Annotated in this window: 10 protein-coding genes and 3 pseudogenes; 7 read left to right on the top strand and 6 right to left on the bottom strand. The window is 41.7% G+C overall.

Features of this window, described 5'->3' with window-relative positions; all coding sequences use genetic code 11:
- Positions 1-450 precede the first annotated feature (450 nt).
- The 3 genes and pseudogenes from ACE1CC_RS36910 to ACE1CC_RS23160 form a co-directional block, all read right to left on the bottom strand.
- Positions 451-831: pseudogene (locus tag ACE1CC_RS36910) on the bottom strand (DUF4912 domain-containing protein); the annotation flags it as partial.
- Between the two features lie 1,404 nt (positions 832-2,235).
- A pseudogene (locus ACE1CC_RS23165) lies at positions 2,236-2,829 on the bottom strand (DUF4912 domain-containing protein); the annotation flags it as partial.
- 643 nt (positions 2,830-3,472) lie between these two features.
- The gene (locus ACE1CC_RS23160; RefSeq protein WP_413272797.1) at positions 3,473-5,785 is read right to left on the bottom strand and encodes an IMS domain-containing protein; all 2,313 of its coding nucleotides are present in this window, start codon (positions 5,783-5,785) and stop codon (positions 3,473-3,475) included.
- 293 nt (positions 5,786-6,078) lie between these two features.
- Here ACE1CC_RS23160 and pdhA point away from each other — a divergent pair, with 293 nt between their 5' ends.
- Positions 6,079-7,113 carry a pyruvate dehydrogenase (acetyl-transferring) E1 component subunit alpha gene (gene pdhA / locus ACE1CC_RS23155; protein ID WP_413272796.1) on the top strand — a complete coding sequence of 345 codons (1,035 nt, stop codon included), beginning with the start codon at positions 6,079-6,081 and terminating at the stop codon, positions 7,111-7,113.
- Between the two features lie 364 nt (positions 7,114-7,477).
- Here pdhA and ACE1CC_RS36905 read toward each other — a convergent pair.
- Positions 7,478-7,687, bottom strand: a pseudogene (locus tag ACE1CC_RS36905) (Uma2 family endonuclease); the annotation flags it as partial.
- Between the two features lie 116 nt (positions 7,688-7,803).
- Between ACE1CC_RS36905 and ACE1CC_RS23150 the strand changes: the two are divergent.
- The 6 genes from ACE1CC_RS23150 (at position 7,804) to ACE1CC_RS23125 (ending at position 13,060) form a co-directional block, all read left to right on the top strand.
- Positions 7,804-8,787: an alpha-ketoacid dehydrogenase subunit beta gene (locus ACE1CC_RS23150; RefSeq protein WP_413272795.1), complete on the top strand. Its 984-nt coding sequence runs from the start codon at positions 7,804-7,806 to the stop codon at positions 8,785-8,787.
- A gap of 62 nt (positions 8,788-8,849) precedes the next feature.
- Positions 8,850-9,497 (top strand): SecDF P1 head subdomain-containing protein, encoded by a 648-nt coding sequence (locus ACE1CC_RS23145; RefSeq protein ID WP_413272794.1) that lies wholly within the window; start codon positions 8,850-8,852, stop codon positions 9,495-9,497.
- A 61-nt stretch (positions 9,498-9,558) separates the two neighbouring features.
- Positions 9,559-10,968, top strand: coding sequence for a protein translocase subunit SecD (secD, locus tag ACE1CC_RS23140; protein WP_413272793.1), 1,410 nt, complete (start codon positions 9,559-9,561; stop codon positions 10,966-10,968).
- Entirely contained in the window at positions 10,965-11,951 is a 987-nt protein-coding gene (gene secF / locus ACE1CC_RS23135; RefSeq protein WP_413272792.1) for a protein translocase subunit SecF, read from the top strand. The genes secD and secF overlap by 4 nt, the downstream gene beginning before the upstream one ends.
- Before the next feature lie 102 nt (positions 11,952-12,053).
- Positions 12,054-12,482, top strand: coding sequence for a hypothetical protein (locus ACE1CC_RS23130; protein WP_413272791.1), 429 nt, complete (start codon positions 12,054-12,056; stop codon positions 12,480-12,482).
- Positions 12,483-12,523: 41 nt separating this feature from the next.
- A complete protein-coding gene (locus tag ACE1CC_RS23125; protein ID WP_413272790.1) occupies positions 12,524-13,060 on the top strand; it encodes a methyltransferase domain-containing protein in 537 nt (178 codons plus the stop codon).
- Here ACE1CC_RS23125 and ACE1CC_RS23120 read toward each other — a convergent pair.
- Together ACE1CC_RS23120 and ACE1CC_RS23115 are read right to left on the bottom strand one after the other, a co-directional pair.
- Positions 13,048-13,854, bottom strand: coding sequence for a Nif3-like dinuclear metal center hexameric protein (locus tag ACE1CC_RS23120; RefSeq protein ID WP_459563898.1), 807 nt, complete (start codon positions 13,852-13,854; stop codon positions 13,048-13,050). The two genes, ACE1CC_RS23125 and ACE1CC_RS23120, sit on opposite strands and share 13 nt — an antisense overlap.
- A 190-nt stretch (positions 13,855-14,044) precedes the next feature.
- Positions 14,045-15,217: a PAS domain S-box protein gene (locus tag ACE1CC_RS23115; RefSeq protein ID WP_413272788.1), complete on the bottom strand. Its 1,173-nt coding sequence runs from the start codon at positions 15,215-15,217 to the stop codon at positions 14,045-14,047.
- Between the last annotated feature and the right edge of the window lie 250 nt (positions 15,218-15,467).

Genomic DNA, 15,467 nt, shown 5'->3' with positions numbered 1-15,467 from the left:
GAAGTTTGTTAGACTTCCACCATCGCCAAGCTGTTTGGTATGAGATCCCTAAGTGCTTAGCATAGTCTGATAGCTTCATTGTTATATGATACTATGCCTGATTATATTTGTTTATATAATGAGAGAAGTTTTATAATACTTGGTAGTTTTCTACGGGTATTTAGTTTAAGTATTGCCGCAAGGATAGATAGCTATAAGGTGTGTCTTTGAACTAAGAATCTCCGCACTTCCAGGGCACAGAGTGTCAACGAATAGGTAGAACTGAGATCTTGCATCAGGAGGCAGAGCCTCTATTTTTCGTTCCCCGGTTCAACCGGGGAACGAGATGTGGGAGGTTCCACCTCCTTTGAGTGCAAGATCTGAGTAGAAGGAAAGTTGGCAAAATAAAACCCCGCTATTTGATAGCACATAGCGGGGAAAGATTAGCTTTTTTAGATCAAAGATTTACATTTACACTAGCCATTCTTCGATCGCTTCTTCCTTAGTATTAGTGTGCCGTGATGGAGTTTCCCGATTAAACTTCATGTGAATCGCTCTAGTTTGCTCACCATCAGCCGCAACAGCCAGAATCGGATAGTCAATTAAACCATCTTGGAACGACATCTGGAAGCGGAAAGTTCCATCAGGATTCAACTTAATCGGACGACCACCAATAGTAACAGTAGCATCCGGTTCAGTCGCACCGTAAACAATCAACTCCGCATCAGCAATCAACCAGAACTTGCGCGGACGAATCGGAGGCGCAGAAGCCGAAAAACCAAGTCCAGAAACCGTAGGCGCTGCCCACAATCCTACCCCAGAAGGAATGATATAGGAACTGAGTGCCTGTTCGTAAGAACTCACCGCATAAGAACTCACCGCGTAAGAACTTACTGGAATTTGATAGGAACTAACAGCGTAAGAACTCAAGGCGTAAGAGCTTACCGCTTGTTCGGCAGAACTTAACCCATAAGAACTAATCGCGTAAGAACTGATGGGGATTTGGTAGGAACTGACGGAGTAAGAACTCAAGGCGTAAGAGCTAATCGCTTGTTCGTAAGAACTGACGGAGTAAGAACTAATCGCGTAAGAACTTACTGGAATTTGGTAGGAACTAACAGCGTAAGAACTAATCGCTTGTTCGGCAGAACTTAACCCATAAGAACTAATTGTGTAAGAACTGATGGGAATTTGGTAGGAACTGACGGCGTAAGAGCTAATTGCCTGTTCATAAGAACTTAACCCGTAGGAACTAAGTGCGTAGGAACTGACGGAGTAAGAACTAATCGCCTGTTCATAAGAACTTAGTCCATAAGAACTAATGGCGTAGGAACTGACGGCGTAAGAACTTACCGCTTGTTCGTAGGAACTGACGGCGTAAGAACTGACGACTCCGTAGGAGCTCATTACTTCGTAAGAACTGACGACTCCGTAGGAGCTCATTACTTCGTATGAACTGATTACGCCATAAGAACTAATGGCGTAGGAACTGACGGCGTAAGAACTTAGCGCTTGTTCGTAAGAACTTAACCCATAAGAACTGATGGCGTAAGAACTCAAAGCGTAAGAACTTACTGCTTGTTCGTAAGAACTTACTCCATAAGAACTGATGGCGTAAGAGCTAATCGCTTGTTCGGAGGAACTTACTCCATAAGAACTGATGGCGTAAGAACTCAGGGGTACGGTGTAAGAACTTACGGCATAAGAACTCATTGCCTGTTCGTAGGAACTGACGGCGTAGGAACTGACGGCGTAGGAACTGACGGCGTAAGAACTTACTGCGTAGGAACTTACTGCGTAAGAACTGACGGCGTAGGAACTGACGGCGTAAGAACTTACTGCGTAGGAGCTTACGCCATAGGAACTGAGGGGGACGGCATAAGAACTGACTGAAAAGGAACTGATTGCGGGGACGTAAGAACTTACGCTAAAAGAACTCAGTTGTACAGAGTAGGAACTGACAGCATAAGAGCTAACGGAGTATGAGCTAACAGCTTGTTCGTGTGAACTGACAGCATAAGAGCTAACCGCGTAGGAACTAACTGGCTGCATGGAGCCTGGTACTTGCTGCATGGAGCCAAAGACGGAGCCTGCGATGCGTTGTGCTTCGGCTTCTTCTGCTAATTCAAAAATTTCTTTGGTGGCAACGCTGGCAACTTCTGCGGTGCGCTTTTCTGGGGGAACTAGTTCAAAGAAAGTTTTGCCTGTGAGTTCTTCATCCCAAGACACGGTGATAAATTGGTCTTCAATCCAGTCTGAGGGATAGATGGGAGGGATGCGGATGGCAGTGGAACGAGCTAAGAGTAGCCAGTAACCGTCTGTGCGTCTGTAACCGATTTCTACTACGTAGTCGCGATCGCTCACTGGAATTGGCAAATACCATTCCCTTGCTAGCTCATCACAGGGATATTCCTGAATGCTATGTGGACTTTGGTAATCCAGGTTGATATCTGTAACATCGTACAATCGCAGGGCTAGCTGTTGTCCACCTTGGCGGCGCAATTCTTCTTTTGCTTCATTGGCGATATCCCAGTAAGCATAAGCCCATTGTGGATCGCGTGGCATTAAAACTATTCGGCATTCGCCGTAACCAGCTGGAAGATCGGCGAGTCCATCATCTACTGTTGAAAGAGTATCTTCAGTAATCTCTTCATGTCCGAGGTCATACTTTGCGGCTTCCACTACTTCTTGTGCCTCCATTTTTGTCATTGTCAGTTGAACGGAAACTTCTTCTACTTGTAGGTGTTGTTGTACTTCTAAAATTGCTGCTAACAGTTGCGATTTCCGCATTCGGCTATAACGAGAAATGCCGTACTCGCTGGCGACTTTTCGCAATTGCCGCAAGGTCATGTCTTCTAAAGGGGGGCGCTCTTTCGTCATCTATTGTTTCTCCAGTTGTGGGGACGACTTTTACATTTGCTACTTTTTGAGCTATTAAGTTTGTTCATTTTCAGCCTGTTTACACCTCATAACTCTGGTTTTTCATCTGCTTTTCCTTAACTTAATTGTTGATCCTCTCCGTTTTTTCTCGCGTGGCAAATTTTTCTGTTTTTCCGATGTTTTTTTCTCAAACCAGCCACTTCCATTCCTAGTGCTGTTTCTGGTAGTTCACCTAAATAAGTAATTGGGAATTTGGGTGAGAAAACATTTGTTCAATCATTCCTAGCTAAAAAATTACTTGATTTTTGGGATCGTGGGGATCGCTTTCTTCACCATATCTTGCAAAAACTTTTGCTTAAGGTCAAGGGGTTTCCACGATTATCCTGAGTATATCTACGTGATTATCGGGTGCTGACGCGATCTGATGTCATGAAATTATGACATTAGCTATTACTGCCCCTTTGGGGTATGTCAAAATTTCCTGACATTGTGTTTTTAAATAATTAAATTAACAATCAGGCACCAGCAAAGATGAAATTTGTTTACTCTTTGCTAGTGCCGATCGCGCAGCGTTGCGTAGCCAATCGTTCAACTTTTCTAATATCACTGATAACTATTTTTTAATTGGCGTGATACTTCTAATTTTCCACTGACCATTTTGACGCACTAAATCATATCTGACGCGGAGGTTAGGACTGTTATAAGACTCTCTTGCAATTGCTTGATTTCCTTGGAGCGTTGTTACTGATTCACTTACAATTGCTTCTACTCTGGCTTCGTTAACGGTTGTTCTGACGACTTTGACTGAATCTTCCTTAACGTTGTGTTCATACCTGCGATACTTGTTTTGGCTTTGGGTTGCTTGTGCGAGTTTGCGCCAGCGGGATAAAGCTGGGTCAACTAAAATATTCTCGAGTGCATCAATTTCATGTTGGGGGCTAAAAGCTTTAGATTTGGTATCTAGCCAGGTGACGATCGCAATTTGAGCAATTGCGGGAGTCAGCGGACCTGCCGTGCTTAAAATGGCGGTATTATTTTCTGGGGTAGGTGCGGGAACAGGTTCTACTTGTTCCACTGGTTTTTGGACTTGTGGTGCAGGTTTGGGACTCAGAGCTTGAATAATCCAACTCAGTAGTAGTATGGAGAGTCCGATTCCAAATAAGCCAATTAATGCTAAAACTACCAAAGGAACTTCTCGATCGATTGCGCCTCTACGTCTGAGTGGCAACCAATCTTGCCAATTTGCCCATCGGTTAGCTCGTTGAGCGCGTCTGTTACTTACGGGAACGGATACTCCCCGATGTGATGGCTCGGTTTCTCCTGTAGTTTGAGTGTTGGTTGTTTGGCCTCCTTGAATTACTGTTCGTTCAATGACTTGGTTTGTCTGGGGTTCTGGGCCACTGGTTCCCTGTACTACTCGCTCGGCAGTGGGTACAGCTTGTAAGTTGTAAGCGCTGGGATTTTCTGTCTTTGCAGCGCTCTTCAAGCTTCTGACGTTAGTATTTTCTCTGTTTGCAGCCCGGTTAGATGCTTCGCTTTGGTTTGTGGAGTAGGTTAAGGTGCCCCTTCCCCCAGCTGCGGTACTTGCGCCGAGAGTAGCGACTCTGGATAAGCGATCGGATGCGATCGCTTCCCAATCAGTTACGCTTTCTGTTTCCGGTGGTAATGCTTCCAAACTACTTTGTAACTGTTCGTCAGCAAAGTATTCTTTCAACGATACTTGTTGATTTACCAAGTCGCGGAAATGAGGGAAAACTTCTGACTGTAACCAATGTTCGCTATATAAACAAAGTCCGGGTAATAGATCGGGATCTCCTTGGGAATGTTCCCGAATAAAAGCCAGAGATTGCTGTTCGCCAGATAATTCTAAAGCTTGGGAAGCTTCTTCTGTTTGTCCCAATAATAACGCCGCTACCGCCATTTCCAGATAAACATCTTGGCGCTTCAATAGCCTGGTAAGCAATAATTTAGCACGGCGAATTAAGCTTGGTTCTCTTTCGGTAAATCCCCTTGCTAAAAGTGCGTAAACTGCCAAATAGGTGGCGACTGCGGAAGGACGACGCGCTTCTTGCTCAAATAAACCTTGTTGTTCTACAACAGTCAGATAGGCGCGTAATTGCTGAATGAATCTCAGGAATTCATCTACATTTAATCCTGACTGATCCTTGCCATTGCCATCTATTCCTCCCCGTTCTTGCAGCATTTCTCGTAATAACTGCAATCCTTGATTACGATATTCAATACTTTCTTCTGGCAAGGCTAATAATTCTAAAATTCTGTAGGGTCGCAGTTTATAAACATCTGCTTGAATTTCTCCCCTAATGTTAGGAAATAAACCTTCTCGCAATAATAATTCTTGACCCAAATTTAAGGTGAGGGCGGCATTTTCATAGCGCCGTTGTTTCCATTGTTCGCGTCCTAATTCTAAGCTAGCTTGAGCAACGGTTAAAACTATATCGGGTCGAACAATTTTAGCCTCGCCAAATCGACCATTCTCAATGTCTGTATTGCTATTTGTCAAGTAAGAACGTCCGAGTTTCAGGACTAGTTCATATTCTCCTAACTCTGCCAAAATTAGTAAAGCGCCCAGAAATTGATCGTCGTTAATTTCAATACTAGGGGAGTTAGGGTCAAAGTTAATATTAAGGCTTTCTGCTGGATCGGTAACTAGTGATTCAGTTGATGCCTCTGTTTCTGGTTCGTAGGATTTGGTAAGAAAGGTAGCGTCGTAAGATTGTCGCTGTTCTGGGTTAGCAAGAACGGCGTAGGCTTGATCGATGAGTTGTTTACGACTTGCGATCGCCATGGACGAGTACTCCCGCCTTGGTAGTTGCATAATGCGATCGCGATACGCCTGTTGCAACTGTTCGGCTGAAGCCTGAGTAGGCAAACCTAGAATTCGATAATAGTCCAGTGGAATACGCACAGGCCACTTCCCCAGCAGCAAAGAACTTTAAGTTAGCTTATGTTATCTAAATTCACGCCACTAAGAAACAGTTTATTTACTTTTCGCAGCTTTGGTGGCGTTGATGTTTATGTTATCTCTTATGTCAAGACTCTGGATGAGTCAAGGAATTTTAGATTGGATTGGTTGATTTTCCTGCCAAATCTAAAATTGGTCAAGCCAATTCTACCAGTTTAGGGGGTTTACAGCGCTTATTATAAAAGATACTGCGAAAATATTAGTTTCGGGTTTTGCTGCGAGGATACAACAAATTTATGGTTCAGGAAAGAACTTTGCCCCATTTTGATACTGCTTCAGCGCAAATTGACAAGTCAGAGGGTTTGCGGCTCTATGAAGATATGGTTTTAGGCCGCTTTTTTGAAGATAAGTGCGCTGAAATGTACTACCGGGGTAGAATGTTTGGTTTTGTCCACTTATACAACGGTCAGGAAGCCGTGTCTACTGGCGTAATTAAATCTTTACGTCAAGATGAGGATTATGTTTGCAGCACCTATCGCGATCACGTTCATGCTTTGAGTGCGGGTGTTCCGGCGCGAGAGGTGATGGCTGAGTTGTTCGGGAAGGCAACTGGCTGTTCTAAAGGTCGGGGTGGTTCGATGCACATGTTTTCCAGTGAGCATAACCTTTTGGGTGGTTATGCGTTTGTCGCGGAAGGCATTCCGGTGGCGACTGGTGCAGCTTTTCAATCGAAGTATCGTCGGGAAACGATGGGAGATGCCAATGCCGATCAAGTGACAGCTTGCTTTTTTGGCGATGGTGCTTGTAATAATGGTCAGTTTTATGAGTGCTTGAATATGGCGGCGCTGTGGAAACTGCCGATTCTTTATGTGGTAGAAAATAACAAGTGGGCGATCGGCATGGCTCACGATCGCGCAACTTCCGAACCAGAAATTTACAAGAAAGCCGCTGCTTTTGGTATGGCTGGCTACGAAGTTGATGGCATGGATGTGCTTGCCGTGCGTCAAGTGGCGCAGGAAGCTGTGGCGCGGGCCCGTGCTGGTGAAGGCCCAACTTTAATTGAAGCATTAACTTATCGTTTCCGGGGTCACTCTTTGGCTGACCCGGACGAACTTCGCACTAAGGAAGAGAAGGAGTTTTGGTTCCCTCGCGATCCAATTAAGAAGTTGGGAGCTTATTTAATTGAGCATAACTTGGCAAGTGAAGAGGAACTAAAGGCGATCGAACAAAAAATTCAAGAAGTTGTCGATGATTCCGTGAAGTTTGCTGAATCTAGCCCCGAACCAGATCCTAGCGAATTACATCGGTTTGTATTTGCGGAAGATGAGTAAGTTGGCGAGCGAAGATTAGTGATTAAGAAATGGGAAAGCATTTGTTTTTTCCATTTCTTTATTGGGAAAATTTATGTTGTTATATTCAACAATCCAATTCCAGCATAAATATTACTAATTATTTCCTTTTCAATTGATACAAACTGTCACTATCTAAAGACTTAGACGAAATTCTGCACCGACTACAGCGCTCTGTTATTGATTATTTTTTCTTTTTCAAAATTACCCTAGAATATAGGACTTACACAACTGGCATATAAAGTAGGTGCGTCAGAAATCAAAATCCTCACTTTGAGCGAAAAAACTTTGTCTGACGCACCCTACAAGTTGATTTGGTTGTGACAGTTGCGTAAGTACTGAATAGTTATTCCTGAAAAAAATTTCTGTGTTCTGAAGAATTCAAACCAGATTGTAAAACGGTTAAAACCTCCGCTAAATTACCTTGAAGTAAAGCCGGGACAGCCAACCATAAACCGGGGAAGATTTGGCTTTTAATTATCCCATTGGCATCGGGTTCTCAAGTTAAATATTCACCATTTCTCAATCTAAACCAATCAAATCTATTATTGTAAACAGGCAAGATGCCTGTTCTACGGGTTTGTAACGGGACTGTCCGATCGCACTCCCAAATCTCTGCCACAAAAGGGTAAGATCAAGGTTTGACGAAACCAAACTCCTCTCTTAACACCAATGGCAGACACACTACTCTTTAATGCACTCCGGGAAGCTATTGATGAAGAAATGGCGCGAGATCCGGCTGTATTTGTCTTGGGGGAAGACGTAGGTCACTACGGCGGTTCCTACAAAGTTACCAAAGATCTGTATGAGAAATATGGCGAATTGCGGGTGTTGGATACCCCGATCGCAGAAAATAGTTTTACTGGGTTAGCAGTTGGGGCAGCAATGACTGGACTGCGCCCCATTATTGAAGGCATGAACATGGGTTTTCTGTTGCTTGCCTTTAACCAAATTGCTAATAATGCCGGAATGCTACGTTATACTTCGGGCGGAAATTTCAAAATTCCGATGGTGATTCGTGGTCCTGGTGGTGTAGGTAGACAATTAGGTGCAGAACACTCGCAACGGTTAGAAGCTTATTTCCAAGCAGTTCCCGGTTTAAAAATTGTCGCTTGTTCCACTCCTTACAATGCCAAAGGGTTACTGAAATCTGCTATTCGTGATGAAAATCCAGTGCTATTTTTTGAGCACGTTCTGTTATACAACTTGAAAGAGAATTTGCCAGAAAAAGAATACTTACTGCCTTTGGATAAAGCAGAAGTAGTAAGAAAAGGTAAAGATGTCACAATTTTGACTTACTCCCGGATGCGTCATCATGTGTTGCAAGCGGTAAAAACTCTGGAAAAAGAAGACTTCGATCCAGAGGTAATTGATTTAATTTCTCTTAAACCTCTAGATATGGAAACCATTGGTGCTTCGATCAAGAAAACCCATAAGGTAATTATTGTAGAAGAGTGCATGAAAACAGGCGGTATTGCTGCTGAGTTAATTGCGTCAATTAACGATCGCTTTTTCGATGAATTAGACGCACCTGTATTGCGGCTTTCTTCCCAAGATATTCCTACTCCTTACAATGGAATGTTAGAGCGTTTAACCATTGTTCAACCGGAACAAATTGTTGAGGCGGTGCAGAAAATGGTGGCGCTTAGAGTTTAAGTTTTTTAACATAACACCCGCAAAAGAAAGCTATCATGGCATTAATCTGCGCGGGTTTTGTTATGGAAAAACCAAGTGGTTTATTGGCTGTGAGCGTAGTTTTGTTAATGGGAGCGATCGCAGTTGTCTTTCCCTTCCCTCTGCGAATTTTGTTATTTCCCCAACCAATACAGAGGGTTTTAGCTGGTACGGTTCAGTTAGAGTTCCGTCGGGAAATAAACAAACCAGAAATTCAAACCCAATTACAAGCAAGACGCACTGAGTTAATGCAGTTAAAATTAAAACAAGCAGAGTTGGAACAAACTAACAATGCGGCGGAAATTGCCAGAATTTCTCAGCAAATTAAACAGAAAGATCGGGAAATTAAAGATCTTTTGTACCAGTTGTATGAGCCTGTGGGATTAACCCAAAAAAATGTGAAAAATGCTTTTGCAACACCAGATAAAACTAATAATTGGTGGAATGTAGCAATTGAATTTGACAGCGAAGGAGCCGAAAAGTTTGCTCAATTAACTAAAAGTGTAGCGGGAACAGGTCGAGCGATTGGTATTTTTCTGAATAACGAACTGATTAGCTCTCCGATTGTAGATGCTCAATATGCACAAACTGGTATTATCGGTGGGAGAGCCGTGATTACGGGTCATTTTACTGCTAAATCAGCTGATGAATTGGCTGTGCAGTTGGGTGGTGGAAATTCGGCAATACCATAAGTTTTTCGGACAAAATTAACAAAAGAACGTTATTATAACATTTATCTGTGCGGGTTTTGTTATGGGTAGTAAACAACGTCCCTTATTAGCTGTTATTTTTGTTCTTGTTATCGCTGCGATCGTAGTTCTGGTGCAGTTTCCACTCCGTTTGGGGTTAGATTTACAAGGTGGTTCGCAACTGACGCTGCAAATTAAGCAGACCGATCAGAAAAGACAAATTACTGACAAAGACCTAGAAGCGATCCAAAATGTAGTAGAAAAACGGATTAATGCTTTAGGTGTTTCGGAAGCTGTGGTACAAACTGTGGGTAACAATCAGTTGTTGGTGCAGTTACCAGGCGTGAAAGACCCCCAAGAGGCGGAAAGGGTTTTGGGTGGTACGGCGCAGTTAGAGTTTCGTCAACAGGCGAATAAGCCGGAAATAGAGGCACAATTACAGGTAAGACGAATTGAGTTAGCGGCGCTACAACAAAAACAAGCTGAGTTGGCAAAGGGTAATGATCAAGCGGCGAGATCTCAAGCTGCTGCTCAGATTAAACAAAAGACAGCAGAAATTCAAGCCCTACAATCACAAATTTATGAGTCTGTAGGACTAACGGGGAAAAATTTAACCAATGCTGAACCACAAACTGACCAAGCTAATCAGTGGAATGTGGCGATCGAGTTTGATAATGAAGGGGGAGAAAAGTTCGCTCAATTAACTAAAAATATTGCGGGAACAGGTCGATCGATTGGTATTTTCCTAGACAATGAATTGATTAGTAACCCAATAGTTGATGCTCAATATGCTAACACGGGAATTGTTGGTGGTAGAGCGGTAATTAACGGCAATTTTGATACCAAAGCAGCTTATGAATTGGCTGTACAATTACGAGGCGGTGCTTTACCTTTCCCTGTGGAAGTAGTCGAAAACCGGACGGTGGGCGCAACTTTGGGAAGAGACAGCGTACAACGTAGTATTTACGCTGGGGTTTGCGGTCTAATTTTAGTGTTAATCTTCATGGTGGTTTACTATCGATTACCGGGAGCGATCGCAGATATTGCCCTAATAATTTATGCTTTGCTAACCTTAGCAGCTTTTGCTTTATTAGGCGTGACTTTAACTTTACCAGGAATTGCTGGTTTCATTCTCAGTATAGGCATGGCAGTAGATGCTAACGTGCTAATCTTTGAAAGAACTAGAGAAGAATTAAGAGCAGGTAAAAGTTTATATCGCTCTGTAGAATCAGGTTTTTATCGAGCTTTTTCCAGCATTTTAGATAGTAATGTCACAACTTGGATCGCCTGTGCTGCCTTATTTTGGTTAGGTACTGGTTTGGTAAAAGGTTTTGCTTTAACGCTGGCAATTGGGGTGGCAGTTAGTATGTTTACAGCTATTACTTGTAGTCGCACACTAATGATGTTGGCAATTACAATTCCTGAATTTCGGAAACCAGAATTGTTTGTGCCGAAAGCTGAGGTGGTGCGATGAAATTATATGTAAGTAAAAATCGGAATAAATGGTGGTTGTTGTCTTCTATTGTCCTGATTAGTGGACTAGCTGCCATTCTAATTTCTTGGGCAACAATTGGCTCACCTTTGCGTCCAAGTTTGGATTTTGTCGGCGGGACGAGGCTACAATTTGAACTAGATTGTTCTCTACCGAATAATTGCGATAAACCAATTAATATTGCAGATGTCAGACAAGTTGTTGAGGCGCAAGGTTTACCATCTTCGAGTAGTATTCAGTTGGTAGGAAGCGATCGCAATGGCTTTTCCATTCGCACGAATGATCTAAATGTAGATGAACGGACTAAACTACAATCTGCATTACAAGAAAGAGTTGGTAAATTTGACCTGCAAAAAACCTCGATCGATACCGTTGGACCGACAATTGGTAGACAACTTTTTGCTTCTGGTTTAATAGCGTTACTAGTCTCTTTTGCCGGAATTACTGTTTACCTGAGTTTTAGATTTCAGTTTGACTACGCTGTATTTGCTTTAGTGGCGTTAGTACACGATGTTTGGTTAACTTGTGGAGTTTTCGCCATCTTGGGTTTAGTTTTAGGCGTAGAAGTCGATAGTTTATTCTTAGTAGCTTTGCTGACAATTATCGGCTTTTCAGTTAACGACACAGTGGTAATTTATGACCGAATTCGAGAGATTATTGCTAAAGATGGAAATCGTCCGATCGGTGACATTGTAGATGATGGCGTAAATCAAACTTTAACCCGATCGATTAACACCACATTTACCACTTTGTTAACCTTGTTCGCCATTTTCTTGTTTGGTGGTGAAAGTCTGAAATACTTCGCCTTAGCCTTAATTATTGGCTTTGCTACAGGTGCTTATTCCAGTATTTTCATCGCTAGTACTCTACTAGCTTGGTGGCGAGAAAGAACTGGGAGAGGAATTCCCGCTATGGCAACAAGTGGCAAGCAAATTGATACTACACCTAATTCGGAAGAAGTTTAAATTAGGTAAGTACGTTGTTGCGCTTTAGCGCTTTTCTTACCACTAGAATTAAGAGCGCTAAAGCGCAACAACATACCTTAACTAGCAATTTGAGTTAATAGAATGATGAAAAAAGATGAAGATAAATTAGAAATAATAAACGCCCAAGCAGATCCCAGTTTTGCGGCACAAGTGGAAAGATTACTGGAACTTACAATTTATGGCAGATGGTTATTTGTGGGATTACTTTGGTTAACTATTGGTAGTTTAAGTTTGTGGGCTTTGCGGGGTGAAATTGCTTTATTGCAACAACATTTTACTTGGGTTGCTGTGAAGTATGGTTTAGCATATAATCGCTTACCTGCAATGGGATTAGCTTTATGTGTGGGAATGACTGTAGCAGTAATGATTTGGCAAAGTCGCAATATGTTAATAGGAATACCACCAATAGAAAAGCGACGCTTAGAACAACAAGTGTTCCGCATCCGCCAACAAGGTAAAAGCCACCCTTTATGGAATTTAGTTTGTCAGACTAAGAAGAAAGGCGATTAGTTTGTTGATTCAGGAGAATAGCTGGTTTTTTCATTGAATTTATGAATAAAAAGGCTATTAGAAATGAATATGAAGTATATAGTGTCCAAGGTTTTTATGAAAGGTTTGGTGATGAATATAGAAACCCCCATGAAGCAATAATTAAGCGGGTTATAGAAGAGTCTGTTCACAAATGGCAACTAAATTGTCAACAAGTTTTAGATTTGGCTTGTGGTAGTGGGGAAGTTACTTTGGCTTTGCAAAGTTTGGGTATTACTAATATTGATGGGATCGATCCTTATACTTATAACGCTTATTTTCAACGCACAGGTAAACAGGCAGAAATTTATACTTTTGAGGATATTGCAACTGGAGTTTTAACGGGGAGAAATTACAGTTTAATTCTGTGCAGTTTTGCTTTGCATTTAGTAGATCGATCGCGTTTACCTTTGCTACTTTATCAATTGAGTTTGATTGCAGATACAATGGTGATTGTTACACCGAACAAGCGCCCGCAGTTAAAGGCAGAATGGGGTTGGATATTTTTAGATGAAATTACGATCGAACGGGTGCGGGCTTGGTTGTTTCAAACTCCGTAAAACCAGCGAAAATCTTCGTCTTTTTCACTCAGTTTCACCCATTCTACGCCTAAGTTTTGGAATTTCTGCACTAAGCGATCGCAAGCTGGTCTTTCTGTGGCATAATGTCCAGCATCGATTAAAATTAAATTGCGATCGCGTGCTTCTTGAAATTGATGAAACTTACAATCCGAAGTTAAATAAACTTGCGCCCCTGTTTTCACCACCGCAGAAATATAACTCGCACCCGAACCGCCTAAAACCGCAACTTTACTAATGTTTTGCTGCAAATCTACAGAAGGGGAAAAGATTAAATCAGGCGGCGAAAGGCGAGTTTTAATTTGCGAAAGTAACTCTTGCAAAGTTAAACTAGGTGATAAATTTCCTACTCTTCCGTAACCTAATCCATCTTGAGTTGGCGTAATGGGAGTTACTTCTTTTAACTCTAAAATTTGCGCCAAAACATCAGCCGTGCCATCATTAACTTGATCGAAATTCGTATGTGCAGTATAAACACCAATTTGATGAGTAAAAGCTAATTTCACCATTTCCGAAATTGGGTTTCCGCTGCGAATTGATTTTAATGGGCTGAAAATTAATGGATGATGAGCGAAAATTAAATTAATATCAATACCTTGATTCCGAAGCGAAATTGCTTCTTGCATAACTGCCAAAGTGGGAGTTAAACATATCAAAACCCTTGCTGGCGCATCCAAAATTCCTGGTTCAATTTGCCAACCGCAGTTATCCCAATTTTCTTGCCATGCTGGGTTAGCCCAATTTTCCCACCAATTGATTAATTCAGTAATTTTCATAGTTGACATCGATCGTTGGTTATTGGTCATTAGTCATTCGTCATTGATAAAGAAGTTAAGCTGGTACACATTTAAATCCAATAAAGCGGCGGGCAAGATGCCCACCCCACAAGAAAAAGGTAAAATTTGGCTCTCAAACTAGGTGCGTAGCAGCTTAGCAAATGACAAATGACAAAGGACAAATGACCAGTTAAAAGTTAGGATTCTTAATTATAATATGCGATTTACAGTCAAAAGCGATCTCTCCTTGTTGTTGCAAAGTACTAAGTAAGCGGGTGACAGTAACTCTGGTGGTACAGCAAGCACTAGCCAAATCTTCATGGATTAAACGCACGCTTAAGCGTGTTCCTTCGGCTACGGGTTCACCAAATTCTTGTTGTAAAAGTCGTAAAAGATTACGCAATCGGTCCTTGACTAATTTTTGACCGGAAATTGCTAACATTGTTTCTGTTTGTTTCAATCTCTGACTGATTTTAGGAAATAAACCTTGGCATAAGTTGGGATAATTATTAACATCTGATAAAGAAATAGAAACTAATTCCACTGTTTTGGATAAAGCAGTTGCTTGGTAAGCTTGTAATGAGGTGAGACTGGAACCAAAAACCATTTCTCTTCCAGCAAATCCAATCAACACTTCTTCGCCATTTTCGGTTATTGTGGTTAGTTTGACTAATCCTTCTGTGACTAGCCAAATTATGTCCTTGGATAGAGGAATAATTTCTCCTCTGTTGTATAGAAAGGAACGGCGATCGAATTGGATATCACTATAATTGGCTGGTACATGATCGAGCGATCGCTTTTCTTGGGAAATATCGCGCAACAACCAACGCAATTCGATTAAATTACCATGACGATCGAACAAAGGTGCTAACCGCAAAGCTGCCTCAAACTTTTCCCCGTGACGCGGCTGAATGCTCACTTCTATTTCTTTTATCCGGTCTTTATTTTCTAATTTGTTAAGTTCGCTACGAAATCTCAAACGGTCTGACTCGACGACGAAAACTATTAAAGGTTTACCAAGTAAAAACCTCTGTGGCATATTAAAAAAGTTGCAAGCTGCACGATTAGCCTCTCGGATCGTTCCCCCTAAATCAGTGACTACCTGAGCATCCGGTGTAAAATCAAACAAATTTTCATACCGCTGCCTTTCTGCGTCTATCCTCATCCTTGTGGCAGCAAGTTCTTCATTTTGAATCATTAGTTCATCTACAGCTACTTGTAATTCTTCGGAAATCACTCCCAGTTCTTTTAAGGCTTGGGCTAACATCTGTGATTGAGATGAACCAATACCAGCATCTCGGAAAAGTTGATGTAGTCTGCTATTGACTGTTTCTACTTGCCTAGTGAAAATATCAATGTTCATAATTCTCGTTAGCTTAATCGATTTAGCCTTACAAAGATTATAAATTGTATTTTTTCACTTAAAAACTAAATAATGGTAGATGTGCTGGCAAGTTTATTTATTCAAAAAAAAAAAACAGATATAGGTAGTCTCAAATGCTCTAACGGCGGTCTATACAGCCGTTTTTCACTAAATTTTAAAATGTTTCCTTTTGCTAATTTCACCCCATTTTCTTAAGGTTTTTTTAACATTATCGCTACTTTAATTGTTT

Source organism: Floridaenema aerugineum BLCC-F46 (genome assembly GCF_041929345.1).
Lineage (GTDB): Bacteria > Cyanobacteriota > Cyanobacteriia > Cyanobacteriales > Aerosakkonemataceae > Floridanema > Floridanema aerugineum.
Note: the sequence above shows the minus strand (reverse complement) of the source record. Positions and strands in the feature narration are given on the sequence as shown.

Coding starts and splice junctions, on each gene's coding strand:
- ACE1CC_RS23115 (WP_413272788.1), bottom strand. CDS start 15,217: ATGAACATTGATATTTTCACTAGGCAAGTAGAAACAGTCAATAGCAGA.
- secD (WP_413272793.1), top strand. CDS start 9,559: ATGGGTAGTAAACAACGTCCCTTATTAGCTGTTATTTTTGTTCTTGTT.
- ACE1CC_RS23145 (WP_413272794.1), top strand. CDS start 8,850: ATGGAAAAACCAAGTGGTTTATTGGCTGTGAGCGTAGTTTTGTTAATG.
- secF (WP_413272792.1), top strand. CDS start 10,965: ATGAAATTATATGTAAGTAAAAATCGGAATAAATGGTGGTTGTTGTCT.
- ACE1CC_RS23130 (WP_413272791.1), top strand. CDS start 12,054: ATGATGAAAAAAGATGAAGATAAATTAGAAATAATAAACGCCCAAGCA.
- ACE1CC_RS23125 (WP_413272790.1), top strand. CDS start 12,524: ATGAATAAAAAGGCTATTAGAAATGAATATGAAGTATATAGTGTCCAA.
- pdhA (WP_413272796.1), top strand. CDS start 6,079: ATGGTTCAGGAAAGAACTTTGCCCCATTTTGATACTGCTTCAGCGCAA.
- ACE1CC_RS23150 (WP_413272795.1), top strand. CDS start 7,804: ATGGCAGACACACTACTCTTTAATGCACTCCGGGAAGCTATTGATGAA.
- ACE1CC_RS23120 (WP_459563898.1), bottom strand. CDS start 13,854: ATGAAAATTACTGAATTAATCAATTGGTGGGAAAATTGGGCTAACCCA.